Raw genomic sequence first — 26,748 nt, 5'->3', positions numbered from 1 at the left:
TTTAAAATGATTGCTGTAAGAGTATTTTACTGAATGACAGCAATATCTTTTTTTATTAACAGAAGTTCTTCAGCCAAATGATTCTTTTCAAAATATCTTTCTAAATCTGTTAGTCTTTTTATATTATCGTACTTTATACCCGAATTTAGCTTTTTCTGGCAAACGGAACATAATCTTATAGAACTTTTGTCTGTTTCACTCATGCTATTGGTTCCATTCATTACACAGTCTGCAGTAATACAATGATGCAAACCAAACATATGACCTATTTCATGAGAGCCTATTTTCAACAGTCGCGACAAACAGAGATTAAAATTATCAGGAGTCAGTTTTCCGTCCTGTAGTCTGTAAATCGAACTTACACCAACCTTATCCCGATAAGATGCTAATCCAAAAACGAAATTCCATTCCGGCTTTGGGTATAAATCAACTTCGGTCAGACCCATCAGAGCAATTCTGTTTAAAGGTTTGTCTTTTTTTAAAACATTGTCCAAAATATACCCTGCTAAAAACTGTTGGTTATTTTCATGTCCAATTCTTTGTGCAGACTCAGGAATTACATCATTTGAAACAGTTTCTAATGTTTTTGTTTTTAATTGAAAGTAAATTTCAAGATACTCCCGAAGTAATTCTATTTGCTTGTTTTGCAGAGAATTAAAATGACCGATTGGTCTGATATAAATAATATTGGATTCATTGGTTGGAACAATATGTTTCGAATTTATGAATTGCTCAAAACTCTGTCCTTTTTCTTTATGGGTAAACAGCCATTCACCTTCAACAGGTTTTGTTAATTTAACATCATTTTTTTCAATCTGGTCGAAATATTCATTTTCACTTTGTACAATGCATGAACACAAAAGTATAATAATCAGAAGTGTAACTTTTTTCATATATAATTGGGGCTTATGGCGCCAAAAATAAATAATCAAAATCTAAAAATCGCAATAATTTTATAGAATTTTTCTTATAACAAAGAAAAAAAAATGCTTTCCGGTTAAAACTTTATTTACAAAACCAAAACAGTAATAATGTATACTAACATAATGGCTATGGTTTATAAAATATTTTATAAAAAAAGGAATGATTACCTTTGCTTCAAATTAATAAAATGACTGTAACTCCCAACTCTGAAAAAAACAATTTACATCCACGAAATCTTCATCGTTCACGATATGATTTCGAACTTCTTATTTCAAATTGTCCGGAGTTAAAAACATATGTTACCACAAACATTCATGGAATTGAAACGATCGATTTCAGTAATCCTGATGCCGTAAAAATGCTAAACAAAGCATTGCTGCAAACATATTACGGCATTCAAAATTGGGATATTCCTAAAAATTACCTTTGCCCTCCAATTCCGGGTAGGACTGATTACATTCACTATCTAGCTGATTTATTGGCTGAAACTAATAACGGAAATATTCCTGCAGGATCATCCGTTTTAGGCTTGGACATAGGGACCGGAGCAAACTGTATTTACCCTATTTTAGGAAATGCTATTTACGATTGGAGTTTTGTTGGGACAGATATCGATAAAAAAGCGATACAAAATTGCAGTAAAATTATCGAAGGAAACCCTAAATTAATTGAGTCAATCAGTTTACAGCAACAAACCGAATCCCGTTTCATTTTCAAAAATATAATCATACCTGAGGACCGATTTACTTTTACAATGTGCAATCCGCCTTTTCATGCTTCTGCTCTTGATGCCAAACAAAGTACAGTACGTAAAGTTTCAAATTTAAATCCAAAAGAAAAGAAAACAACAAACCCTGTTTTAAATTTTGGAGGCCAAAATGCTGAGTTATGGTGCAATGGCGGGGAGATTGGTTTCATTACTCAAATGATTTACGAAAGTGCCAAATATGCCATGCAATGCCAATGGTTTACTACTTTGGTTTCTAAAAGAGAAAATCTTTCGAGCATTTACAAAACGCTAAATAAAGTGAATGCCGCATCTGTAAGAACGATTGATATGTCTCAGGGTCAAAAAACAAGCCGAATTGTAGCCTGGAGTTTTTTAAGTGAATCAGAACAAATAGCATGGAAAATTTAAAATTATAAGTTCTGTAAAAAATTGTAATTATGATAGTTTAAATAAAAATTTTGATACTCTCATTGAACCATTTATAAGTACCTTTAATAGTAATTTGAATTTTACTATTATGACAAGAATACTCCTTAAATCTATGATTTTCTTTTTGCTTTTTGGATGTGCATCTACTAAAAAAGCAAAATTTGAAGATTACGTTTTTCAGACAAAAAGAGAAAAACAGAACTATTTAAACTCCTATAACAAAGCTTTAAAACTTTGGGATGTTCCCTATACGGAAGAAAATATAAAAACAAGTTTCGGAATCGCTCATGTTATATTAGCAGGGCCTAAAAACGGAAAAGATTTGGTGTTACTGCACGGAATGGATGCCAGTTCGACTATGTGGTATCCAAACATAAAAGCATTAACAAAAAACAACCGCATCCATGCTATCGATTTTATAATGGAACCGGGAAAATCAACCTTGATGGCCAAGCCGCTTTCAAAAGAAGAAATCGTATTGTTTTATAATGAAGTTTTTAATCACTATAAATTAAAAAACTTCAATATAGTAGCAGCATCACGAGGAGGCTGGATCGCAACTTTATTGGCTGCTCAAAAAACAAATTCAATTAATAAAATAGTTTTACTTAGCCCGGCTCAAACTTTTAAATTTATAGACAAGCTTGGAAAAACATCTTCTGCTTTATTTTTAAAGATTTTTCCAAGCCAAAAGAAATTCCTAAACACATTAAAAACGTTCTCTACACATCCTGAAAAAATAAGCCCGGTATATAAAAGACAATTTTATCTGGCTAATAAATATGCCAGTTCCAATTCAAGTATGTTAAAAATGACCCCTTTTTCTAATGAGGAATTAAAATCTATACAAAGCCCTGTTTTAGTGATTATAGGTGATCAGGACGTTATTAATTCTGAACAGAGTCTTGTAAAAGCAAAAGAATTTTTACCAAACAGCAAGACTAAAATAATAAAGGATGCCGGACATTTTTTGACTATTGACCAATCGAAAATTGTCGATGCTGTTATTGTTGATTTTTTAGAATAATCGCAATTTTAATTCTTTTGGTAATATATTTTATAGAATTCAAACTTTGTATCTTTACAAAACTAATTCCATCTGTCAAAAATGAATTTTCAAGTTTCCTCAGAATATAGTCCAAAAGGAGATCAGCCTCAGGCAATCCAAAAACTTTCACAAGGTATTGTTGATGGTGAAAAATATCAAACTTTATTAGGTGTAACGGGGTCAGGTAAAACATTTACAATGGCCAATGTGATTCAGGAAGTACAGAAACCAACCTTGGTTTTGGCACATAACAAAACTTTAGCTGCACAGTTATACTCTGAATTCAAACAATTTTTCCCTAATAATGCGGTAGAATATTTTGTATCCTACTACGATTATTATCAGCCGGAAGCTTTTATGCCTGTAACAGGTGTTTTTATCGAAAAAGATTTATCTATCAATGAAGAGCTTGAAAAAATGCGTTTGAGCACGACTTCTTCATTACTTTCAGGACGCAGGGATATTTTAGTAGTGGCTTCGGTTTCTTGCTTGTACGGTATTGGAAACCCTGTGGAATTTCAAAAAAATGTTATTGAAATCACGAGAGATCAGGTTATTTCGAGAACTAAATTATTGCACAGTCTTGTACAAAGTTTATACGCCAGAACAGAAGCCGATTTTAATCCCGGAACTTTCCGAATCAAAGGCGATATTGTAGAAGTATACCCGAGTTATGCCGATGACGCCTATCGAATTCACTTTTTTGGAGATGAAATTGAAGAAATTGAATCGTTTGATGTAAAGACCTCACAGGTAATAGAAAAATTTAAAAGGCTGACGATTTATCCGGCCAACATGTTCGTGACTTCTCCAGATGTATTACAGGGTGCTATTTGGGAGATTCAGCAGGATTTGGTAAAACAGGTTGATTATTTTAAAGAAATAGGCAAACATTTGGAAGCCAAACGTCTGGAAGAAAGAACCAATTTCGATCTGGAAATGATTCGGGAATTAGGGTATTGTTCCGGAATTGAGAATTATTCCCGCTACCTTGACGGAAGAGAAGCCGGAACAAGGCCTTTCTGTCTGTTGGACTATTTTCCAAGTGATTATTTAATGGTAATTGACGAAAGTCACGTAACGGTTTCGCAGGTTCACGCCATGTACGGAGGCGACCGAAGCCGAAAAGAAAATCTGGTAGAATATGGTTTCCGTCTTCCTGCAGCAATGGATAACCGACCTTTGAAATTTGAAGAATTCGAAGCTATGCAAAATCAGGTAGTTTATGTTTCTGCCACTCCGGCCGATTACGAATTGCAAAAATCAGATGGTATTTATGTAGAACAGATTATTCGTCCAACCGGATTACTGGATCCAACTATTGAAGTCAGACCGAGTTTAAATCAAATAGATGACTTAATTGAAGAAATTCAGGTACGTTGCGAATTGGATGAAAGGGTTTTGGTAACTACCCTGACCAAAAGAATGGCAGAAGAATTAGCAAAATATCTAACTAAAGTTGGTGTTCGCTGCCGTTATATTCATTCAGAAGTGGATACATTAGAACGTATCGAAATCATGCAGGACTTACGAAAAGGTATTTTTGACGTATTGATTGGAGTAAATTTGCTTCGTGAAGGGTTAGATTTACCCGAGGTTTCATTAGTCGCTATTTTAGACGCAGATAAAGAAGGTTTTCTTCGTAATCACAGATCTTTAACCCAGACTATTGGTCGTGCAGCCAGAAATATAAACGGAAAAGCAATTATGTATGCTGATAAAATTACAGCCAGTATGCAAAAAACGATTGATGAAACCAATTACCGTAGGACCAAACAAATTAATTTCAATACAGAAAACGGCTTAACACCACAGGCATTAAACAAAAAAATTGAAAGTGCTTTTACTAAAAATCCTTTGGTCGAATATGAATTGGGACACACTTTACCTGCAGCTGCCGAACCTGAAACTGCCTATTTATCAAAATCTGAATTAGAGAAATTAATACGCGAAAAGCGTAAATCGATGGAAAAAGCAGCGAAAGAATTAGACTTTTTGCAGGCTGCCAAATTGCGTGATGATATTAAAAAATTGCAGGATCAGCTTTCTTAAACTCTAAATTTTCAATTGATTTTTTTTTATAATTGGCTATTCTTAAAAGCCTTAATTTTGCAGTTCTTAAAAATATTCATCTTTTAATTTCTCAGATGTTTTCAAAATTTAAAAATCATATTTCGGCGAGATTTCCTTTTTTGGAAAATAAAAAGCTCTTTCTTGCTGTTAGTGGAGGATTAGACAGTATGGTTTTACTGCATTTGTTTCAGCAATCAGAATATGAAATTGCCGTTTTGCATTGTAATTTTCAGCTTCGCGGATTAGAAAGTTTTGGTGATCAGGATTTCATTCGAAATTACTGTGAAGAAAATAATATCTCCATTTTTACAACCCAGTTTGATACCGAAGCTTTTGCAAAAGACTACAAACTTTCTACCCAGATAGCAGCCCGTGAACTGCGATACAGCTGGTTTTATGAACTATTGGAAACCCATAAATTCGATTATATCCTGACTGCTCACCATGCTGATGACAATCTGGAAACTTTTATTATTAATCTGAGCCGTGGTACCGGATTGGACGGTCTTATTGGTATTCCTGAACAAAATGATAAAATTATCCGACCTCTTTTGCCTTTTTCAAGAGAAGAAATCCTGAATTATGCAAAAGACAATACTGTCGAATGGCGCGAAGACAGCAGCAATGCTTCGAATAAATATCTGCGAAATAAAATTCGTCATGATCTGGTTCCGGTTTTAAAAGAAATCAATCCTAATTTCCTGAAGGCTTTCCAAAAAACACAATCTTATTTGCAGGAATCTAACGAAATGGCGGAAGATGCTTCCATTATGATTTATCAGCAAGTGGCAAAAGAATGCGGAGATGAAATTCATTTCGATTTAAAACAGCTTAAAAAACTACCTAATTACAGATCGTATTTGTATCAATGGCTGAACGAATTTGGATTTCTGGCATGGAATGATATTTATGACCTGGTAGACGGACAATCAGGAAAACAAGTGTTTTCGGCAGAATTTCGATTACTTAAAAATAGAGAAAAATTGATTTTGAGTCCGATTGTTGAAATGTCGGAAATAGAAGAATTTCAAATCAATGAAAATGATCAGGAAGTTAATTTTCCCTTAAAGTTGAGTCTTTGTAACGTTAGTCACATAACTATAGATTCAAATAAAGTTATATTTGTAGATGCTGAAAAAATTCAGTACCCGCTGATTTTACGAAAATGGAAAGAAGGCGATTCTTTTCAGCCTTTTGGAATGAATGGAAAATCGAAAAAAATCAGCAAACTCTTTAAAGATGAGAAGTTATCTCTTATTGATAAAGAAAACACATGGCTTTTATGTTCAAATAATCAAATTGTATGGGTTATTGGGATAAGGCAGGATGAACGATTTAAAATAGAAAACACCTATAACAAAATACTTAAAATAGAACTGCAATAATGAACTTTAATCAATCTCGTCAGGCTATAACGCCAAAAAGTTTCTGGAGTAAATCCATTTTATTTTTACTGTTTTTCTTTTTTGCTTTTGCAAACAGTAATGCCCAGATTTTAGAACCTGTAAAATGGACTTCTAAAATCGAGAAAAAATCTGAAACTAATTTCGTTTTAATTTTTGACGGAATTATAGAAAAAGACTGGCATATGTATTCGCAATTTACTCCGGAAGGCGGTCCGTTAGCTTTAGAAATTGCTTTTAAAAACCAAAAAGGAAATTATAATTTAGTTGGTAAAGCCAAAGAAGGAAAAACTAAAACATCGTTTAACGATATTTTTGAAGTAAACGAGACCTATTTTGAAGGAAAAGCCCATATAGAACAGGAAATCAAGGTAATAAATCCTAATTTAAAAACAGTTGAAGTTGAATTTGATTTTCAGGTTTGTAAAGAGGTTTGTATCAATTCGAATAAAAAATTCTCAATAGCTATTCCGGTAACTTTTAAAATGGAGACAGTTCCGGCTGTAACAGAAGCTAAAAAGGACGAAACCAAAAAAGAAGGTTTAGTTGTTGATACAGTAGTTAAAAAAGAAGCAGATTCTAAAGTAATTAAATTAGAAAAAATAGATAATGCAACGGCAAAAGTTGTAGACGATTTAGATAAACCTGCTCCGGCAAGAAGCTTATGGTCTATCTTTTTTATTGCTTTTATATCCGGATTTGCAGCCTTGCTGACACCTTGTGTTTTCCCTATGATCCCAATGACGGTAAGTTTTTTTACCAAACAAAGCAAAAGCAGAGCAAAAGGAATTCGTAATGCTATTATTTACGGGCTTTCTATAATTGCTATTTATGTAATTTTAGGATTAATTGTAACAAAGATATTTGGAGCAGATGCTTTAAATGCATTGTCAACAGATGTTTGGTTTAACCTGATTTTCTTTGTGATACTGATTATTTTTGCTACTTCTTTTTTAGGAGCGTTTGAAATTATGCTTCCAAATTCATGGGCAAATAAAGCAGATCAGCAGGCAGATAAAGGCGGTATAATTGGCATATTATTTATGGCTTTGGCTTTGGCTATCGTTTCATTTTCATGTACCGGACCAATTGTCGGAACCTTATTGGTCGAAGCGGCCTCTAATGGTGGAATCGCTCCGGTTGTTGGAATGTTGGGATTCTCATCTGCATTAGCTCTTCCGTTTATGTTATTTGCAATGTTTCCAGGATGGTTGAATTCATTGCCAAAATCAGGAGGCTGGTTAAATACCGTAAAAGTTGTTCTTGGATTTTTAGAATTAGCTTTGGCTTTTAAATTTTTATCAAATGCCGATTTGGTTTTACAATTGCATTTTCTGGAAAGAGAAGTTTTTATAGCCATTTGGATTGCTATTTTTGCAGCCCTGACATTATATTTATTTGGAAAAATTACATTGCCTCATGATAGTCCGTTGCAGCATATTTCTGTTGGAAGATTATATTTAGGTATAATTACGCTGGTATTTACAGCTTATTTAATCCCTGGTCTTTGGGGAGCTCCTTTGAAATTAATTAGTGCTTTTCCGCCGCCGCCACAATATAGTGAAAGTCCTTTTGGAGTAGGGAGTTCAGGAAGCGGTAATACAACTACATCTGAAAAAGGCATGCCAAAAGGAGCCGAATTAGGACCACATGGAATTGTTGTTTTTCATGATTATGAAGATGGTCTTGCGTATGCAAAATCAATTAACAAACCTATTATGCTCGATTTTACAGGATATGCCTGTGTAAATTGCAGAAAAATGGAAAACAATGTCTGGTCTGATGAAAGAGTTTTACCCATCTTAAAAAATGATGTAGTTTTAATTTCTTTATATGTGGATGATAAAAGAGAATTACCGACAGACAAACAATTTTTAACAGCTTCGGGAGATAAAATTGAAACGGTTGGAGATAAATGGACTGAATTTATGATTTCAAAATACAAAACCAATACACAGCCTTTATATGTTATTACTGATTTAGAAGGAAATAATCTAAACAGCTCTAAACCTACAATTAGCTATGTTCCAACTGAAGAATATTTGCAATGGCTGAAAGAGGGGATTTCGAATTTTAAATAAATTATTTTTGCCACAGATTAAAAGACACAAATGGATTTCTTATCATTGAAATTTGTAAAAGCTTTTAATTTGTGGCTTATTTTTTTTAAAAAAATCGACACTTTAGTTGCCAATGATCTTTCTTACTTTAAAATTATTCCGCACGTTTAGCAAGATTTAATGTTATGTTATATTATTTTTTAGAATAGAATGTAATATTGATGTTTTAGCAAAGGATATTTTTACTCAAATTATACTTTCTGATTTATTTGTTTTTACATGAATAAGTTAGTTTTCAATAATCTCCAATCTTGGTTTCTTTTGGACTGATCTGATAGGTAAATAGTGATCTAAAAAATGATAGATTTTATATTAACAGCTGATTTAAAAATCATTTTGAAGAAATCTTTACAGGTTGTCTATTTTGGAAAGTAAGAATTTATTGGGCGGTTTTAGATCGTAAAATGTATAAGTTTTTTTAAAGGTTGAAATTAATTCAAACAAAAATCCCTCTAAGTTTTAGCTTAGAGGGATTTTCTATTAAAGGAAAGTTGAAATTAACTTCTTATAAGTATTCTCCGTGTTGAGAAATATCTAATCCTAATTCTTCTTTTTCTTCAGTAACTCTTAGTGGAGTAATTTTATTAACGATGAAGAATAATGCATATGAAGCTACAAAAGCAAAGATTGAAACTAATACTAAAGCTTTTAATTGCGTTAAGAATAAAGTTGCATCACCAAAAATCAATCCTTGATTGTCACCCACAACTGAATTTACAGTGTTTGATGCGAAAACACCTGTCAATAACATTCCTACCATTCCTCCCACTCCGTGACAAGCAAAAACATCAAGAGCATCATCGATTTTTCCTTTAGGAAATTTACTAACAACAAGATTACTAATTACAGCTGCAATAATACCAATTGCTAAAGCGTGTGGAATAGATACAAAACCAGCAGCAGGTGTAATAGCTACCAATCCTACAACAGCACCAATACATGCTCCCATTGCAGATAATTTGTGACCTAAAATTTTATCAAGGAAAACCCAAGCCATTGCCGCTGAAGCCGCTGCAACAGTTGTAGTTCCTAAAGCCTGAGCAGCAAGACTTCCAGCCCCAACTGCAGAACCTGCATTGAAACCAAACCATCCAAACCATAATAAACCTGTACCTAATAATACATAAGTAATTCTCGCTGGATTTACTTTTTGAACTTTACGTTTTCCTAAGAAGATAGCTCCTGCTAATGCAGCCCAACCAGCACTCATGTGTACTACTGTTCCACCGGCAAAATCTAAAACTCCCCATTTGAAGAACATTCCGTCAGGATGCCATGTCATGTGACATAATGGAGCGTAAATCAATAATATGAATAAAACCATGAATAACAAATAAGCCCAGAAACGTACACGCTCTGCAAATGCTCCTGTTATTAAAGCTGGTGTAATAATCGCAAATTTTGCCTGAAATAAAGCGAAAAGAATAAAAGGAATTGTTGGTGCTAACTCCCAGGCCGTATTGGCACTGACCCCCTGAAAGAAAATATTTGAAGTAGGATCTCCAATGAACCCGCCTATTGATGGCCCAAAGCATAACCCAAATGCAATAACTACCCATAAAATAGTAACAATTACCATAGCCATAAAACTTTGTAGCATAGTACTAATTACGTTTTTCTTACCGACCATACCTCCGTAGAAAAAACCAAGACCCGGAGTCATCAATAATACAAAAGCAGTTGCAACAACCATCCATGCTGTATCACCTGTATCCATTTTTAATTCGACTACATGAGCCCCTAATGTTTTTGATTCAGTAACAAATGAAATAGAAAAAATAGATAGTAACAGAATTGTGATCAGTATCACACTTAAAATAATTTTTCGCATAGTTATTTAGTTTTAAAAATTTTGATAAAAATATAAAATCATTCAATACCCCCATTAAAAATAGTACCCAATGCTTAATTTTTGTTAATTTTTCATTTTACACCCCTTTGTTTTGCACCTATTTGTTAAAACATACTTAAAATTTACGATTAATTAATACAGTGATACTAACAAAAACTTTTTAACGCTATATATTACTACAAAAAAAATAGCAATAATTTCGATTTTAAGCGAATTCACGACTATTTCATAAGTGTTTTTCTAAATTCAATCAGATTATAATAAAAAAAGCACCAAATGATTATTACAATTGATGCTCTCTTAAAAGAAAATGATATTATTTTTGATTGTACTTTTCTTTATACTTTTTATACAATTTTGTCTGATGCGTTTCTAAACTAATTGCTCTTCCCTGAATAAAAGCAGTAGTTAATTTATTCGTTCTCATATCCAGTGCATCACCTTCTGAAATAAATAATGTGGCATCTTTTCCTGTTTCTAAAGATCCGCAAAATGTATCAATACCTAGTAATTTAGCAGTATTAAAAGTTATTAGCTGTAATGCTTTTTCCTTATCTAAGCCATAAGCAACACAAGTTCCTGCCAAAAACGGTAAATTACGTGTATTCATACGTTCATTGTCTCCGCTGTTTTCAAGACCGACAACAATACCTTTGTCAGTCAAAATTTTGGCCATTTTAAAAGGCAGCCTGATATCCTGCTCATCACTTGTAGGCATATCATGTACACGTCTTAAAAGTACTCCAATATTATTTTTTTGTAATAAATCAGCAGTTTTGTAAGCTTCAAAACCTCCCACAATGACTATTTTCTTTATTCCGTTATCTTTAGCTGACTGGATAGCATCAATAATTTGCTTTTCTTCATCAGCATGGATAAACAAAATCTGAGTACCATCAAAAAGACCTTTAGTTGATTCGAAAATTAAATTTCTTTCTTTTGATGAGTCTCCTAAATAGGCTTTAGAGTTAATAAAAAAAGTATTAATTTCATTTACCTGAGTTGAGTAATCTTTGTTAGGTTCAATTATACCCGGCTCAAACCAACTGCCGGTTCTTTTGAATCCTGAAGGGAAGTTCAAATGAATACCATCATTTTCTTTTATCAAAGCATCCTGCCACGTCCAGGCATCAAGCTGAACGATTGAAGATGTTCCTGAAATCCTTCCTCCACGAGGCACTATCTGAGCAATCAAAATTCCATTTGGACGAACAGTCTCAGTAACTTTTGAAGTTGAATTATAGGCAATGATACTTCGTACATTTGGATTTACACTTCCAATTTCTTCCTGATCATCAGATGATTTTACCGCATCGATTTCTACTAATCCTAATGTAGAATTTGGAGCTATGAATCCCGGATACACGTGTTTTCCAGTTGCATCTATAATGCTTTCATAAGCATTATCTGCAAGTCTGATTGTTGAAGCATCAGCAACTAATGTGAGTTTACCATCCTTAAAACCAATGGCGCTGTTTTCGATTGTCGTCCCGTTTCCCAGATGTGCTGTCGCATTCAGTATCAGGACCGACTTTGTCTGTTTAGGTGCTGGAACTTGCTGTGCTTTGGTTTGTATTATTGAAAAAAAAGCTAACAGCAATATATATCCGTTTTTAAGTATCATAATTATTATTTTTTATTTGAAAATCTTTTTAAACTCTTTAGTATTGCTCCAAAGTGTCACAGTGATATTCTTTTTTCTCTTTTTTTGTTGGATCCTGCGTACTCATACCTTTATTTTTTTCCTGTAGCATTTGCCCAATCAACTGATTTCTTTCTCTTGTAATAGCCTCTTGCTTTTCAAGATCTTTTTCGATATCGTAATAAACCACGCCTTCGATAATTGTTTTTTCTGCTTTAGCGTAAACAGATAAAGGATTATCGCTCCAAAGTACTAAATCAGCATCTTTGCCAACTTTAATACTTCCTACTTTATCATCAATATGTAATAGTTTTGCAGGATTAAGAGTTACAAATTTCCAGGCTTCTTCTTCAGGAATGTTTCCATATTTTACAGCTTTTGCAGCTTCCTGATTTAGTCTTCTTGACATTTCTGCATCATCTGAATTATAGGCAACCACTAATCCTTCATTATGCATAATAGGTCCGTTGAAGGGAATAGCATCATTTACTTCAAATTTATAAGCCCACCAGTCTGAGAAAGTTGAAGCCCCGACACCATGTTCTTTCATCTTATCAGCAACTTTATATCCTTCGAGAATGTGGGTAAAAGTATTAACGTTAAAGTTGAATTTATCTGCAACATTCATCAGCATCAATATTTCTGACTCTACATACGAGTGACAGGTTATGAAACGTTTTTTATTCAGAATTTCGGCTAAGGTCTGTAGCTCCAGATCAACTCTTGGCGCTTTCTCTTTTTTAGGATTGGTATTGAATTTTTTCCAGCTTTCATCATATTCTCTCGCACGTTGAAAATAGTCTGTAAAAACTTGTTCAACTCCCATTCTGGTCTGTGGAAAACGGGTTGGATTGATATTTCCCCAATTGGATTGCTTAACGTTTTCACCTAACGCAAACTTGATAAATTTAGGCTGGTTCTTATAAAGCATTTCATCAGGAGATTGTCCCCATTTCCATTTTACAATAGCGGAGCGTCCGCCAATCGGATTCGCTGAACCATGTAATAATTGTGATATAGTTACACCTCCTGCTAAATCCCTGTAAATATTAATATCTTCAGAATTTACTACATCTTCGATAGTAACTTCAGCAGTCGAATTATGACCAATTTCATTTACACCTTTTGAAATAGCAATATGAGAATGCTCATCAATAATTCCGCTGGTAAGATGTTTTCCTTTTGCATCAATAATTGTTGCGGAAGCATCCGTAAGATTTTTTCCGATCGAAACAATTTTTCCATTCTTAATCAAAACATCCGCTTCAGTTAAAATTCCGTCTTTTTCGTTTGTCCAAACGGTTGCATTTTTAAACAATAAAGTTTGTGCAGTTAATTTTTCGGTATTTCCAAAAGCAACATTCGGAAAAGTTGTAGGTATAATTGGATTGGGTTTCTCAGGCTTGACAGTATCTTTTACAGCAACAAAAGTAGCCGTTTTTACAGCTGTCCAATTTACCTGATTACCATTATACAATTCAGCTTTTCCAAAGAAATTATTAGTATTTTCTACAAATCCTGTTAAACGGCTGAAATTTGATTTTATAGTATCATTTGATTTTATCAAAAGTGAAATCCAGTTTTTTGAAACAGAAAAAGTATTTTTTACTTTTTTAGCATCGCTAGTAATAATTTCAGATTTTGGTGCTTCTGCCGTTCCGTCAATTTTCCATTTTAAAGTTTCATTTCCAATTGTCAGATTGTAGTTGCCACGAATATCTTTTAAATTAACATCGTTAATTACATATTTATTACCCTGAACCCAGTTTTCGTATAAAATGGTTTTTTCATCAAAAATTTCTCCCGAAGTAATTATAAAATTTGCAAAACTCCCTGTTTTCAAACTTCCAATTTCGTTACTTTTTCCTAAAAGTACTGCCGGAACAGTAGTCAATGCCTCCAAAGCTTTTGTTTTATCAAAGCCATATTTGATTGCTTTTAGAAGATTGGTCCTAAAATCTTCTGTTTTTTTCAATTTATCAGTTGTTAATGCAAATAAAATACCGTTATCAGAAAGCACTTTTAGATTGGTTGGAGCCTGATTCCAAAAACGCATATCTGCCAATTCTATCTGATTTGATAAATAGGGATTCGAAACATCATAAGCTTCAGGAAAATTGATCGGAATAATGAATTTTGAATTGGTGTTTTTGATTTCTTCAATTCTTTCAAATTCATTTCCGCTTCCTTTTAAAATATAGTTTAAGCCAAATTCTTTTGCAATTTTAGAAGCTCTTAAGCTATTTAATTTGTCTTCTGACGCAAAAATCTGTATCAGTTTTTCGTTTGCATTTAGAGCTTCCAATGATAAATCTTTCGTGTCTGAATTTCCTTTTTTGTACCAGTCCAAATCAAAATACATTTGACGAAGCAAGGCCATAGATCCCATTAAAGAACTAGGATAAGCCTGATTTGTTAAGGCACTTCTGTTAAAAGAAAAGTGATTTGTTATTTTATTCGAAATGATTTGATTTTTGCCGTCTGTATTATTCAAAGCAACCAAAAGCCCTGTTCCTTGGGCAACCCCGTCATGTATATGAGTTCCTACAACTCCAAAACCTGCTTTTAAAAGTTCTTCGGCTTTTGGCTGATCGTATTTAAAAGTTTCATATCCGTTTAGTTCTGATAGTATACTCTCATTCCAGTAATGTCCGGTTTTTTTAGTATCATATGACAGTTCTTCTCTTCCCGGAGTTAAATTTTTTCTCGGTTTTTCAATTCCAAAACTAGTATAAATATCAATAAATGAAGGATAAATAGTCTTGCCCTCGAGATTGATTGTAATCGCATTTTTTGGAATTTTCACATTATTTCCTACGGCAATTACTTTACCATCCTGAATAAGGAAAGTTCCTTTTTCAATTTTTTGTGTAGGTGTAACATAAATAGAAGCATTAATAAAAGCTGTATAATTATTGTTTTTATTATGCACGCTTTCATTAACAGGAAAGTAATCTTGGGCAAATGTTTTTGTTAAAAATAAACCAAACAAAAGCAGTAATATATTTTTTTTCATGTACAAGGTATAATTTGTTATAAAAATATAAAATATATGTATTCCTACAAGTTTAATTTTTTCTATTTGAACAGAATCTTACCTTTAAAGTAGAAGACTTTTATATCTGACTAAAATTTAAATCATTTTCAAAATAATATGAAAAAAAGAAACAAAATAAGATGGGGAATTATTGGCTTAGGAAATATAGCCAATCAGTTTGCAACTGATTTAAAATTAATTGAGGAAGCTGAATTAATTGCTGTAGCCTCGAGAGATATTACGAAAGCAAATGAATTTGCAAAAAATCATGATTGCGATAAGTTTTATGGTTCCTACGATGAACTTTTCTCAGACGATCAGGTGGATATTATTTATATCGCAACTCCTCATAACTCTCATGCCGAATTATCAATTCGGGCAATGCAAAACGGAAAACACGTTTTATGCGAAAAGCCTTTATCGTTATCCTATTATGAAGCTGTTCAAATGATTGAAGCTTCAAAAAAATACAATAAATTTTTTATGGAAGCTTTTTGGACTCGATTTATTCCATCAATTCGGGAGCTGATGTCAAAAGTAGAAAGTGGTAAAATAGGATCTGTTAAATATCTTAAGGCTGATTTTGCTTATTATAACAGTGAGTTAGGAGTCAGACTGACAGAGAAAAAATTAGGAGGCGGAGCTCTTTATGACATTGGGGTTTATCCATTATTCCTTTCCTATATTATACTCGGAATTCCTGAAGAAATTTTAGCAAAATCAACTTATCATACAACTGGAGTCGATTTACAGACTACTATGATTTTACAATATCAGTCTGCTCAGTCAGTTTTACACGCCGGTTTAGTTTCAGCTTCTGATATGAAAGCTACCATTAGCGGTACTCAAGGAAGAATTGACATTGATTCTCCATGGTTCATGACAGAAGGATATTCCATTATTGAAAATGAAGAGGAAGAAAAATTCAGAATTTCAAATATTGGAAAAGGGTATGCACATGAAGCAATTGAATGTCATGTCTGCATTAAAAACAATCAAATTGAAAGTAAACTTTGGTCACATCAAAATAGTTTAGATTTAAGCAGCATCGTTGAAGAAGTAAAAAATCAGATTGGCTTACAATTTGAATAAATTTAAAACAAAACTTTTTTAATTGTAATACTTTATTTATTAAAATATTTGTTTATTTGCTGAAGTAAATAAATATTTACAAATTAAGATATTAAAGTATGCTGATTAAAGTTTTTGGAAGCGCTGTTTTTGGAGTCGAAGCTACTACCATAACAGTAGAAGTGAATATTGATAAAGGAATTGGTTACCACTTAGTAGGTTTACCTGATAATGCCATAAAAGAAAGTAGTTATCGTATAGCTGCAGCTCTTAAAAATAACGGATATAACCTGCCAGGCAAAAAAATAACCATAAATATGGCTCCTGCTGACTTGCGCAAGGAAGGCTCTGCTTATGATTTGACTCTTGCAATTGGAATTTTAATAGCTTCAGAACAGATAAAAGCACCTGAAATTGACCGTTACATTATTATGGGAGAACTTTCATTGGATGGAGGTTTACAATCCATAAATGGGGCGCTCTCCATTGCTATTAAAGCTAAAGAAGAAGGCTATAAAGGATTTTTTCTTCCAAAACAAAATGTGAAAGAAGCGGCGATAGTTGCCGGACTAGATGTTTACGGAGTTGAAAATGTTCAGGAAGTCATTGATTTCTTTGAAGGAAAAGGAACTTTAGAACCCACAATTATTGATACCCGTGCAGAGTTTCATAAAACCTTAGATTTTCCGGAGTTTGATTTTTCTGATGTTCGCGGACAGGAAAGTATAAAACGCTGTATGGAAATTGCTGCGGCCGGAGGACACAACATCATTTTGATTGGTCCACCCGGTGCAGGAAAAACAATGTTAGCAAAGCGTTTACCTAGTATTTTACCTCCAATGACCTTGAGAGAAGCGTTAGAAACTACAAAAATTCATAGTGTTGCAGGTAAATTAAAAGAAGTTGGGTTAATGAATCAAAGACCATTTCGAAGTCCTCATCATACTATTTCTAATGTTGCCCTTGTAGGCGGTGGAAGCTATCCTCAGCCCGGAGAAATCTCAATGGCCCATAATGGAGTTTTATTTTTAGATGAATTGCCGGAATTTAAAAGAGATGTTTTAGAGGTGATGCGTCAGCCTTTGGAAGACAGAGAAGTTACGATTTCAAGAGCTAAATTTACAGTAACCTACCCTTCCTCTTTTATGCTGGTGGCAAGTATGAATCCGAGTCCGAGCGGTTTTTTTAATGACCCGTCAATGCCAAATACTTCCTCTCCACATGAAATGCAACGTTATATGAGTAAAATTTCAGGTCCTTTACTAGACCGAATTGATATTCATATTGAAGTTACACCGGTACCGTTCGAAAAATTATCCGATGACAAAAAAGCAGAAAGTAGTGTTTCCATTAGGGAAAGAGTTACGGCAGCACGTGAATTACAGTCCATCCGATTTGAAAAAATGGCTAACATTCATTATAATGCACAGATGAGCAGTAAATTAATTCGGGAGTATTGCGCTCTTGACACACAATCCAAAGAGTTATTGAAGACTGCCATGGAACGTTTGAATCTTTCAGCACGAGCTTATGACCGGATTTTGAAAGTTGCCAGAACCATTGCAGATTTAGATACTGCACCTCAAATAGTCTCATCGCACATTGCTGAAGCAATTCAATATCGAAGTTTGGACCGTGATGGCTGGCTGGGGTAGACAATACAATTTCAATTATAAAAAAGACAGTCTAAAAATAGCTGTCTTTTTTATAAACAATTAAATGTTAAGCGGTTTTATTAAAACTTAAACTTCATGAATCACAGGAAAATTTTCTGCATTTTCTTGTGCGTTCTTTTTAATCAGTTTACTCACACGAAACATAAGCAGTATGGATAAAATCGAAATTCCGATAATGATAAAACCTAAAGTGTTATAATGTTCCAGTGGGCTGAATTTATCTTTTTGAACAACAATCATTCCTGCGAAGGCTGCCGCAATTCCTCCTGCTATTTGTTGTAAAGAAGAATTGATACTCATAAAAGCACCTCTGTCTTCTACAACAGGTATCGCAGTAACCAAAGCCGTTGAAGGTATCATACGACTCATTACTCCACCCATCATCAATACATTAAAAATTGCTACTAACCAAAGTGGTGTAACACTAAGATTGGTATAAAGGGCAACAGTAACGATTGTCCAGATAGATGCGAAGGAAAATATTTTGAATTTGTCTATACTGTCACTTAATTTCCCAATAATAGGCATAATTACTAATGTAGATAATCCGGCAATCATGAATAAAATAGGTAACTCATGTTGTGTTATATGCAAATTATTGATGGCAAAAGCACTACCAAAAGGCATTAGCATAAAACCACCAACAGAGAGTAAGGCAGTAGCAGTAAATCCAATTCTATAGTTCTTTTTGGTGAGGGTATGAATTAAATGCGTAAAAGCTGATTTATCTTTTTGAATCAAAAGATGTTTATTTATTGGCTGTAATTTAATTCCAATCAGAGTTACCACGATTGCTGCCATACCTGCAACCCATAAAAACGGAGCATGCCAGCCCCATTCATTAGCAAAATATAATCCAATTGGGATTCCTAAAATTTGACTTGCCCCAAAACCCATCTGTATAAAACCCATAACACGTCCACGTTGTTGAAGCGTAAATAAATCTGCAACAATTGCCATAGAGATTGAACCAATAACACCTCCAAATAAACCCGTAACGATTCTGGCTGCTACAAGCAAAGCATAAGAAGTGACAATTCCACATAGAATTGTGCCTACAATAAAACCAATATAAAAGAATAGCAATAATTTTTTTCGATCGAATTTATCCGCAAAACCTGCTGTAAGAAGTCCGGAAATTCCTGCACTGAAAGCATAAGCAGAAACCACTAAGCCAAAACGTGCCGGTTTTATATCCAGATCTTTCATAAGTATATCTCCTAACGGTGACATTACCATAAAATCAAGAATTACTGTAAACTGAGTAATTGCCAGTATAAAAACTGCAAATTTTTGATAACTGGTAAAAGGCACTGACTGGTTTTGTTCTTTCATTTTTAGTTTAGTCTAATGGTCTACAATTAAAATTATGTCTGTTAACAATATTGATTATTTGTTCTTCTGATAATGTTTCACTTACAACTCGTAAAACGCAATCAATATCTTCCTGATCTATATTCCATTGATGAATTTCAGAATTTTCATTGAGTGTACAACTTATTAATTGTTTGTCATTAACCGTTCTAATATTGGTGGCAAATACTAATATGTTTTGTATATTTTCCATATTTGGAGATTATTAAGGTGTCAGTGCTTTTATTACTAATTCAAATGCCTCATCCATTTTTTCTTCTGTGAGCTTAAAAGGTGTATCTCCAAAACTTTTTCCTTCATTTTCAAAACGAAGTAAAGCATATAGAGGACCATAAGCCACACTCCAGAATACTTCAATAGAAATCGGCAGCAGTTCCTTTCTTTCTAATGCATTTTCAATAAAACTCCACATTGTTTTTTTAAAATTCGCAAGGCTTTCTTCTAAAATATCATCCCGATAGCTAGAATGGCTTAAAGCTTCCCAACAAGCAACTTTTAAAGGATTTTTTAAAGCAAATCTTGCCCTGTTTTCCCACTGTTTCCGCAGACCTTCTTTAAAAGGCATAGTTGGGGAGAAATCTTTCACCATTTCGCAAAAAAAAGTCTGGCCGATTTCTGTACCAATTTTCTTTATCAAATCTTCTTTATCCGAATAGTAAATGTATAATGTCGCTACAGAAACACCGCTTTCTTTTGCCAATCGATTCATCCCAAAGCCTTCAATGCCATATTTTACGAGCATTTCAATAGCTTTTTGTTTTACAGCATCTTCTTTATTTGGATCTCTTGTTCGCATTTTTCTGTTTTAATAAGCACAAATATATTAAATATAAATGAATGTTCGCTTACTTATATATGTTTTAAAGCAGATAAACTTATTTTATCCACATTAGACATAAAAAAAAGACAACCATCTCTGATTGTCTTTTCTTATATAAAAATAAAAATTGCTCTTTTAAATTATGCAATTTTAGCGATAATAGCATTAAAAGTTTCGCTTGGACGCATTGCCTTACTCACTAATTTAGGAGTTGGCTGATAGTAACCGCCAATATCCTGAGGTTTTCCCTGAGCACCAATTAATTCTGCATCGATTTTAGCTTCGTTAGCTTCAAATTCAGCAGCAATTGGAGTGAAGATCGATTTTAATTCAGCATCTTTTGTCTGAGCAGCCAAAGCCTGAGCCCAGTAGAATGCTAAATAGAAGTGAGATCCACGGTTATCAATCTGACCTACTTTACGAGCTGGAGATTTATCATTTGCCAGGAATTTATCATTAGCCTGATCTAAAGTTTCAGATAAAACGATAGCTTTAGAATTATCTAAAGTTTGTCCTAAGTGTTCTAATGAAGCCCCAAGAGCTAAAAACTCTCCAAGAGAATCCCAACGTAAATATCCTTCTTCTGTAAATTGTTCAACGTGTTTAGGAGCAGAACCTCCGGCACCTGTTTCGAACAATCCACCACCGTTCATTAACGGAACGATAGATAACATTTTAGCAGAAGTTCCTAATTCAAGAATTGGGAATAAATCTGTTAAGTAATCACGTAATACGTTTCCTGTTACAGAGATTGTATCTAAACCTTTGATGATTCTGTCTAATGTAAATTCAGTTGCAGCAACCGGGTTTAAAATACGGATATCTAAGTTTGTCGTATCGTAATCTTTTAAATATTTTTCAACTTTAACGATCAATTCTCTGTCATGCGCTCTGTTTTCATCTAACCAGAAAACGGCTGGAGTATCAGATAAACGAGCTCTGTTTACAGCTAGTTTAACCCAGTCCTGGATAGGAGCATCTTTTGCCTGACACATTCTAAAGATATCATTTGTTTCAACGTTTTGCTCCATTAAAACATTTCCTTTATTATCTACAACACGAACAACTCCATCTGCAGCAATTTGGAAAGTTTTGTCGTGAGAACCATATTCTTCAGCTTTTTGAGCCATTAAACCTACATTAGGAACACTTCCCATCGTTTTTGGGTCAAAAGCCCCGTGTTTTTTACAGAAATCAATTGTAGCTGTATAAACTCCTGCATAACAACGGTCCGGGATAACAGCGATTGTATCTTGTGCTTTTCCTTCTTTGTTCCACATTTGTCCAGATGTACGAATCATTGCCGGCATAGAAGCATCAACAATTACGTCTGACGGAACGTGTAAGTTTGTAATTCCTTTATCAGAATTAACCATTGCCAAAGCTGGTCCGTTTTCAATTGCCTGATTAATTGCAGCTTCAACTTCAGCTTGTTCAGCTCTTCCTGCAATTTTTGCATAGATATCACCTAAACCATTTCTGGTATCAACGTTTAATTCAACGAATAAAGATTCATATTTTTTAAAAAGATCAGCAAAATAAACTTCAACGATAGCACCAAAGATAATTGGATCTGAAACTTTCATCATTGTAGCTTTTAAGTGTACAGAAAGCAAAACACCTTCTTTTTTAGCTTCAGCAATAGCTTCAGCAGCAAAAGCTTTTAATTTATTTACACTTAAAACAGAGCTGTCAATTATTTCACCTGCTTTTAGCGGAGTGCTTGCTTTAAGAACAGTAGTTGTACCGTCTTTTGAAACGAATTCAATTTTTACATCATTAGCTTCAGCAACAGTAAGAGATTTTTCACTTCCGTAAAAATCACCGCCCGTCATAGAAGCAACCTTAGTTTTTGAGTCAGCAGACCATGCACCCATTGAATGTGGATTTGCCTTTGCAAAGTTTTTAACTGCTCTTGGAGCTCTACGATCAGAGTTCCCTTCACGCAAAACCGGGTTTACAGCAGAACCCAATACTTTAGCATATTTTGCTTTTATTTCCTTTTCAGCATCATTTTGAGGATCTTCCGGGAAATTTGGCACATTATATCCATGAGACTGCAATTCTGCAATAGCCGCTTTTAATTGCGGAACAGATGCAGAAACGTTTGGCAATTTGATAATGTTAGCCTCAGGCTGAGTTGCCAATTGACCAAGTTCAGCTAAAGCATCTCCTGTTTTTTGAGCATCTGTTAATGATTCAGGAAAATTAGATAAAATTCTACCTGCCAGCGAAATATCTCTAGTTTCAATAGCAATACCAGCAGTAGCAGTAAAAGCCTGAACAATAGGTAGTAAAGAATAAGTCGCTAACAATGGCGCCTCATCAGTTAAGGTGTAAAAAATTTTTGAATTCTGTGTCATTTTTTTTTTTTTTATAATCGTATTGCCGGAATCAGCAATTTTCAAGGTATAGTCGGCTCAAAATGAGCGGAGCAAATATAGTAAAAACAGTGCGAAAACGGTTTAGTTTTCCAGAGAAATCCTGAAATTAACAGATTGCTATTTCGAAGTCTTTAAATTATTAAATCAATGATTTTTACTGCAAAAAATTATAATTTTTGTATTTCAAAAATAAGTTCCAAAAAAAAACTCGTTTCAACTTACTTGAAACGAGTTTTTTATAACAAATAGATAAATGATTATCTTCTTTTATCTCTAATCTTAGCTTTTTTACCAGTAAGTTCTCTGAAGTAGAAAATTCTAGCTCTACGTACAGCACCTTTCTTGTTGATTTCAATTTTTTGCAAAGCTGGCAAGTTTACCGGGAAGATACGCTCTACACCAACAGCACCAGACATTTTACGAATAGTAAAAGTTTCTGTGTTACCAGAACCTCTTCTTTGAATAACAACTCCTTTAAAAAACTGAGTTCTTGTTTTTTCACCCTCTTTAATTTCGTAGAAAACTGTGATAGTATCTCCAGCTCCAAAAACAGGGAAATCTTTTCTAGCAACGAATTCGTCCTGAACGAATTTTAATAAATCTGCCATGATAATTTAAATTATTGTTTTTATATTAGAACAACATTCACGGATCTCGCCAGAGGTTGGTCTAATTCGGGTGCAAATGTAGAAAATAATTATGAATTATAAATTGTAAATTGTAAATTATTTTTTAATCCATAAAATTGAAAGCCATAAAGTCTTATTGATCTAAAAATGAAGATACTATATTGTTTATTTTATGACTTTCGACTTTAAAAACTTAAGACTATTCTAATAAATCCGGACGTCTGTTTTTAGTATGTTCATACGCCATATCCTCACGCCATTTGTCAATTTTTGCAAAATGACCGCTGGTTAAAACCTCAGGAACTTTCCATCCTTTATAATCTGCAGGCCTTGTATATATAGGTCCTGAAAGTAAATTATCCTGAAAACTATCTGTTAATGCTGAAGTTTCATCACTTAAAACACCAGGAATCAATCTGATCAAAGCATCGGATAAAACCAAGGCTCCCAATTCTCCCCCTGATAAAACATAGTCACCAATTGAAATTTCTTTGGTTATAAAGTGATCCCTAACGCGTTGGTCAACGCCTTTATAATGTCCGCATAGAATAATAATATTTTCATACATCGACATTGTATTAGCCATTTTCTGGTTCAAAGTTTCACCGTCAGGCGACATATAGATAATTTCATCATATTCACGCTCACTCTTCAAATGCGTGATACAGGCGTCAATGGGCTGAACAGTCATTACCATTCCGGCTCCTCCTCCAAAAGGATAATCATCTACGCTTTTCTGTTTATTGGTTGTATAGTCACGTAAATTATGAAAATAAACTTCAACCAGACCTTTGTCTATGGCACGTTTCATAATCGAAGCCTCAAAAGGGCTCTTTAATAATTCCGGCAAAATCGTAATAATATCAATTCGCATTTTATTTTTTCAATAGTTCTAAGTGGCAAAGATACAAAGTAAATAGGTTTGTCAAATTCAAACGACAATGTCAATTTCAAAATTCAATGACTAATCCATACATTCCATCAGCAATAAATCACCGTTTTTGTGGGTAATCGTAACAATCCCATCTTTTGCAACTGAATTGCTGCTTCCTGTTCTATACCCCATTGTCAGAGTGTCATTTTGTAGCGAATACTCTAAATTAGTTGAATAAATACCACTCACAACACCAATAGGAATCAAGGAAATTGGCGTTTTTTCTGTGTACCATTTTTCAAATTTGTTTGGCAATAGAAATATTTTAGAATGATCGTCCAGAATTACAATTTTAAGCAAATCACGGTAACGAACAATATTGGTTAGGTTAGTAATGGTATGATCTGCACGTTTTCCTGTGGCCCAGACTACATTTACAGCCGGGATTTTTCTATCGATCAGGTAATCAAAAGCTTTCTCTAAATCGGTCTTGTTTTGGTCAGGTGTATGAACAATTTCTATTGGAAATTGTGAAGTTTTGTAGATTTCAGGATCAAAACCACGATCGAAATCTCCCAAAAGCACATCTACTTTTATACCTAAATCTACAACACGTTCAATGGCCGAATCGAGTACAATAACGAGCGGGGACCATTCGAGCAGTTGCCCTAATAATTCAGCATTGCAAGCAGCTCCGTTGGCGATAATTAATGCGGGTTCCTGATCGTCGCGAACAATATGATGTGATGACATGCTGGATTATTATTTTTGAATGAAATGCAAATGTACAAAAGAAAGAGATTTTTGAATGTTGATTAACAATTTTAGATTCTGATTTTTGAGAATGTAATTTTAAGTTTTATAATCTGTAGTCTTAAATAATTAATCGTCTGTGATAATTGATTTGTCCTAAATGATAGGCTAAATGCGTAGAAAGGTGTACCAAAAAGAAACCAGTTGTCATTTCTTTCTCGAAAACAATTTGCGGATAAATACTTTCTAAATCGGCTTCGGTTACGGAATCAAGAACATTATTTACAACTAAGATAGTCCGGTCAATTTTACTGATCAATTCTTCTTTTGAAACATTTTTTAAGGAAAATTCCAATGGGCGATCTCTAACATAACCCGTTTTTCCGAGTTCGGCTCCTATGTAAGTATTTAGATTTCCAATTAAATGCAGGCAAAGATTCCCTGCCGAATTAGAAATATTTTTATCGATTAGCCAAAGCTGACTATCGGTTTCATATAATTCAATTTCGGTTTTTAATTTATTGAGATCACGATTAAAAAGTAATCTTAGCACTTCTATCAGCATAACTTTAAACTTTATTTTTTTATAGGGATCCAGATTTCTTCTGAATTTGGATTATCCCTTTGATAATTTTCAGACATTACAGCAAAATGAGGTCTGTCATCAACTTTGAAACCGGAAGCTGGGATCCATTCTGTAAAAATAAAACGATAAGTCTTATCACCTTCTATAGCAGGACCTTCATGAACGAAAACGGCATATAGTCCGTCCGGAATTATCAAAGTTTCCATACCTGATGGAATTTCATTAAAATCCAAAACTTCCATGGCTGCCCATTTCTTAAAAGTTCTTTTAGCATCAAAATTATTAAAATATCCAGCCGAGAAAACTTCAATCGAATACAAATTAGAATCAATTGAAGTTTTGATTTCTTTTCGATCCGGCATAAAACTACTCCATAACTGAAATGTTTTATTTTCGACAAATGACATTGTGATGTGTTTACCAATGAGTTTTTTCTCAGTTAGTATTTCAATTCTTGCTTCCATTTTTAACTAACTTATTTAACAGTATATTTTCTTGAAACTATTTCACTAAGTGAAAAATAACCTAACGGAAAATTACTTTTATCGGTTGTATTGATAATATTACCTCTCACTGTTGCCGGCGGAGTTTGAAAAGGCCCTCCAACATTACTACCTGCAATGCTTACTAATATATTCATGTAATTGTAATATTGCTTTGAAATTCCATAATGTGTTATTTCAATTTCGTCTCCGGCTTTCAAATCCTCGTCATCAGAAACACTAAAAAATTCGTTACCCTGATAAAACTTATCTTCATCAGCATAATAAGTCGAGGTAATTTTATTTGAATATACATATTTGTATAAATAATAATTATCTACATCTGCCGGGTCATTATAAAAAGCTCTAACTACAATACCGGCAAGAGCACCTGCATCATATTGTGTAACAGTTGTTATTGGAGTTACCGATTTTAGCGTTTCACTAGCTGTGTAAGTATCCCCTTTAGCAATTACTGTCAAGGTATAGGTCTCGTTAATTACCGGCCTAAAATTATTACAGACATATCTTCCGGAATTTGGTACTTCTGTAAAATTAAATTGCTGGTTAGCATTATTTTTAACATAAACAACTGCTCCTGAAACTATTGGAATCTCATCTTGAAAATAACCTGTTGTAGTTGTCAGCTTAATAGTTTGCTGGGCTCCGGAAGTTCCTTTTCTCCAATTGATAGCTGCTTCTATTACTAATTTTGGAGGAGCAGTATCTAAATCAACCTCAACTACTTCTTCACAGCTTGTAAAAAATACAGACATAAAAAACACCAAAAATAAAATTACTTTTTTCATACTTTATATTTTTTCTTTTTACAGAAAATGAT

Annotated in this window: 21 protein-coding genes; 7 read left to right on the top strand and 14 right to left on the bottom strand. The window is 33.7% G+C overall.

Annotation, left to right across the window (positions count from 1 at the left end):
• Nucleotides 1-26: 26 nt before the first annotated feature.
• Nucleotides 27-893, bottom strand: a complete 867-nt coding sequence (locus JE46_RS02830; RefSeq protein WP_031453746.1) for an archaemetzincin — start codon at nucleotides 891-893, stop codon at nucleotides 27-29.
• Nucleotides 894-1,111: 218 nt separating this feature from the next.
• Between JE46_RS02830 and rlmF the strand changes: the two genes are divergently transcribed.
• From rlmF to JE46_RS02805, 5 genes are all read left to right on the top strand, one after another.
• Nucleotides 1,112-2,062: a 23S rRNA (adenine(1618)-N(6))-methyltransferase RlmF gene (rlmF, locus tag JE46_RS02825; RefSeq protein WP_031453745.1), complete on the top strand. Its 951-nt coding sequence runs from the start codon at nucleotides 1,112-1,114 to the stop codon at nucleotides 2,060-2,062.
• A gap of 109 nt (nucleotides 2,063-2,171) precedes the next feature.
• Nucleotides 2,172-3,110 carry an alpha/beta fold hydrolase gene (locus tag JE46_RS02820; RefSeq protein WP_031453744.1) on the top strand — a complete coding sequence of 313 codons (939 nt, stop codon included), beginning with the start codon at nucleotides 2,172-2,174 and terminating at the stop codon, nucleotides 3,108-3,110.
• Nucleotides 3,111-3,191: 81 nt separating this feature from the next.
• Nucleotides 3,192-5,183: an excinuclease ABC subunit UvrB gene (uvrB, locus tag JE46_RS02815; protein WP_031453743.1), complete on the top strand. Its 1,992-nt coding sequence runs from the start codon at nucleotides 3,192-3,194 to the stop codon at nucleotides 5,181-5,183.
• 95 nt (nucleotides 5,184-5,278) lie between these two features.
• Nucleotides 5,279-6,589 (top strand): tRNA lysidine(34) synthetase TilS, encoded by a 1,311-nt coding sequence (gene tilS / locus JE46_RS02810; protein WP_031453742.1) that lies wholly within the window; start codon nucleotides 5,279-5,281, stop codon nucleotides 6,587-6,589.
• On the top strand, nucleotides 6,589-8,688 hold the full coding sequence (locus JE46_RS02805; RefSeq protein ID WP_051872803.1) for a protein-disulfide reductase DsbD family protein: 2,100 nt from the start codon (nucleotides 6,589-6,591) through the stop codon (nucleotides 8,686-8,688). Before tilS ends, JE46_RS02805 begins: the two co-directional genes overlap by 1 nt.
• Before the next feature lie 544 nt (nucleotides 8,689-9,232).
• Here JE46_RS02805 and JE46_RS02800 read toward each other — a convergent pair.
• The 3 genes from JE46_RS02800 to JE46_RS02790 form a co-directional block, all read right to left on the bottom strand.
• Complete coding sequence (locus JE46_RS02800; protein ID WP_031453740.1) at nucleotides 9,233-10,558, bottom strand: ammonium transporter; 1,326 nt, start codon at nucleotides 10,556-10,558, stop codon at nucleotides 9,233-9,235.
• A gap of 337 nt (nucleotides 10,559-10,895) precedes the next feature.
• Complete coding sequence (locus JE46_RS02795; RefSeq protein ID WP_031453739.1) at nucleotides 10,896-12,203, bottom strand: amidohydrolase family protein; 1,308 nt, start codon at nucleotides 12,201-12,203, stop codon at nucleotides 10,896-10,898.
• A 37-nt stretch (nucleotides 12,204-12,240) separates the two neighbouring features.
• A complete protein-coding gene (locus tag JE46_RS02790) occupies nucleotides 12,241-15,237 on the bottom strand; it encodes an amidohydrolase family protein (RefSeq protein WP_031453738.1) in 2,997 nt (998 codons plus the stop codon).
• Nucleotides 15,238-15,375: 138 nt separating this feature from the next.
• Here JE46_RS02790 and JE46_RS02785 point away from each other — a divergent pair, with 138 nt between their 5' ends.
• Both JE46_RS02785 and JE46_RS02780 read left to right on the top strand, forming a co-directional pair.
• On the top strand, nucleotides 15,376-16,350 hold the full coding sequence (locus JE46_RS02785; RefSeq protein WP_031453737.1) for a Gfo/Idh/MocA family protein: 975 nt from the start codon (nucleotides 15,376-15,378) through the stop codon (nucleotides 16,348-16,350).
• A gap of 98 nt (nucleotides 16,351-16,448) precedes the next feature.
• Nucleotides 16,449-17,984, top strand: coding sequence for a YifB family Mg chelatase-like AAA ATPase (locus JE46_RS02780; protein WP_031453736.1), 1,536 nt, complete (start codon nucleotides 16,449-16,451; stop codon nucleotides 17,982-17,984).
• Nucleotides 17,985-18,071: 87 nt separating this feature from the next.
• Here JE46_RS02780 and JE46_RS02775 read toward each other — a convergent pair whose 3' ends face one another.
• From JE46_RS02775 to JE46_RS02730, 10 genes are all read right to left on the bottom strand, one after another.
• The gene (locus tag JE46_RS02775) at nucleotides 18,072-19,340 is read right to left on the bottom strand and encodes an MFS transporter (RefSeq protein ID WP_035136369.1); all 1,269 of its coding nucleotides are present in this window, start codon (nucleotides 19,338-19,340) and stop codon (nucleotides 18,072-18,074) included.
• A 7-nt stretch (nucleotides 19,341-19,347) separates the two neighbouring features.
• The gene (locus tag JE46_RS02770; protein WP_031453734.1) at nucleotides 19,348-19,572 is read right to left on the bottom strand and encodes a hypothetical protein; all 225 of its coding nucleotides are present in this window, start codon (nucleotides 19,570-19,572) and stop codon (nucleotides 19,348-19,350) included.
• Between the two features lie 12 nt (nucleotides 19,573-19,584).
• Entirely contained in the window at nucleotides 19,585-20,175 is a 591-nt protein-coding gene (locus JE46_RS02765) for a TetR/AcrR family transcriptional regulator (RefSeq protein WP_031453733.1), read from the bottom strand.
• Nucleotides 20,176-20,339: 164 nt separating this feature from the next.
• The gene (locus JE46_RS02760) at nucleotides 20,340-22,562 is read right to left on the bottom strand and encodes an NADP-dependent isocitrate dehydrogenase (RefSeq protein WP_031453732.1); all 2,223 of its coding nucleotides are present in this window, start codon (nucleotides 22,560-22,562) and stop codon (nucleotides 20,340-20,342) included.
• A gap of 278 nt (nucleotides 22,563-22,840) precedes the next feature.
• Entirely contained in the window at nucleotides 22,841-23,191 is a 351-nt protein-coding gene (gene rplS, locus JE46_RS02755) for a 50S ribosomal protein L19 (RefSeq protein WP_031453731.1), read from the bottom strand.
• 220 nt (nucleotides 23,192-23,411) lie between these two features.
• Nucleotides 23,412-24,086, bottom strand: a complete 675-nt coding sequence (trmD, locus tag JE46_RS02750) for a tRNA (guanosine(37)-N1)-methyltransferase TrmD (protein WP_031453730.1) — start codon at nucleotides 24,084-24,086, stop codon at nucleotides 23,412-23,414.
• A 90-nt stretch (nucleotides 24,087-24,176) separates the two neighbouring features.
• Complete coding sequence (locus tag JE46_RS02745; protein ID WP_031453729.1) at nucleotides 24,177-24,839, bottom strand: thiamine diphosphokinase; 663 nt, start codon at nucleotides 24,837-24,839, stop codon at nucleotides 24,177-24,179.
• Nucleotides 24,840-24,960: 121 nt separating this feature from the next.
• Complete coding sequence (locus JE46_RS02740; protein WP_031453728.1) at nucleotides 24,961-25,404, bottom strand: DinB family protein; 444 nt, start codon at nucleotides 25,402-25,404, stop codon at nucleotides 24,961-24,963.
• A gap of 11 nt (nucleotides 25,405-25,415) precedes the next feature.
• The gene (locus tag JE46_RS02735) at nucleotides 25,416-25,889 is read right to left on the bottom strand and encodes a GyrI-like domain-containing protein (RefSeq protein WP_031453727.1); all 474 of its coding nucleotides are present in this window, start codon (nucleotides 25,887-25,889) and stop codon (nucleotides 25,416-25,418) included.
• A gap of 11 nt (nucleotides 25,890-25,900) precedes the next feature.
• On the bottom strand, nucleotides 25,901-26,716 hold the full coding sequence (locus JE46_RS02730) for a DUF4249 domain-containing protein (RefSeq protein ID WP_031453726.1): 816 nt from the start codon (nucleotides 26,714-26,716) through the stop codon (nucleotides 25,901-25,903).
• Between the last annotated feature and the right edge of the window lie 32 nt (nucleotides 26,717-26,748).

Origin of the sequence: Flavobacterium chungangense LMG 26729, from assembly GCF_000735715.2 — a bacterium.
Taxonomy (GTDB): Bacteria; Bacteroidota; Bacteroidia; order Flavobacteriales; family Flavobacteriaceae; genus Flavobacterium; species Flavobacterium chungangense.
This window is presented reverse-complemented; position numbering and strand designations above follow the sequence as displayed.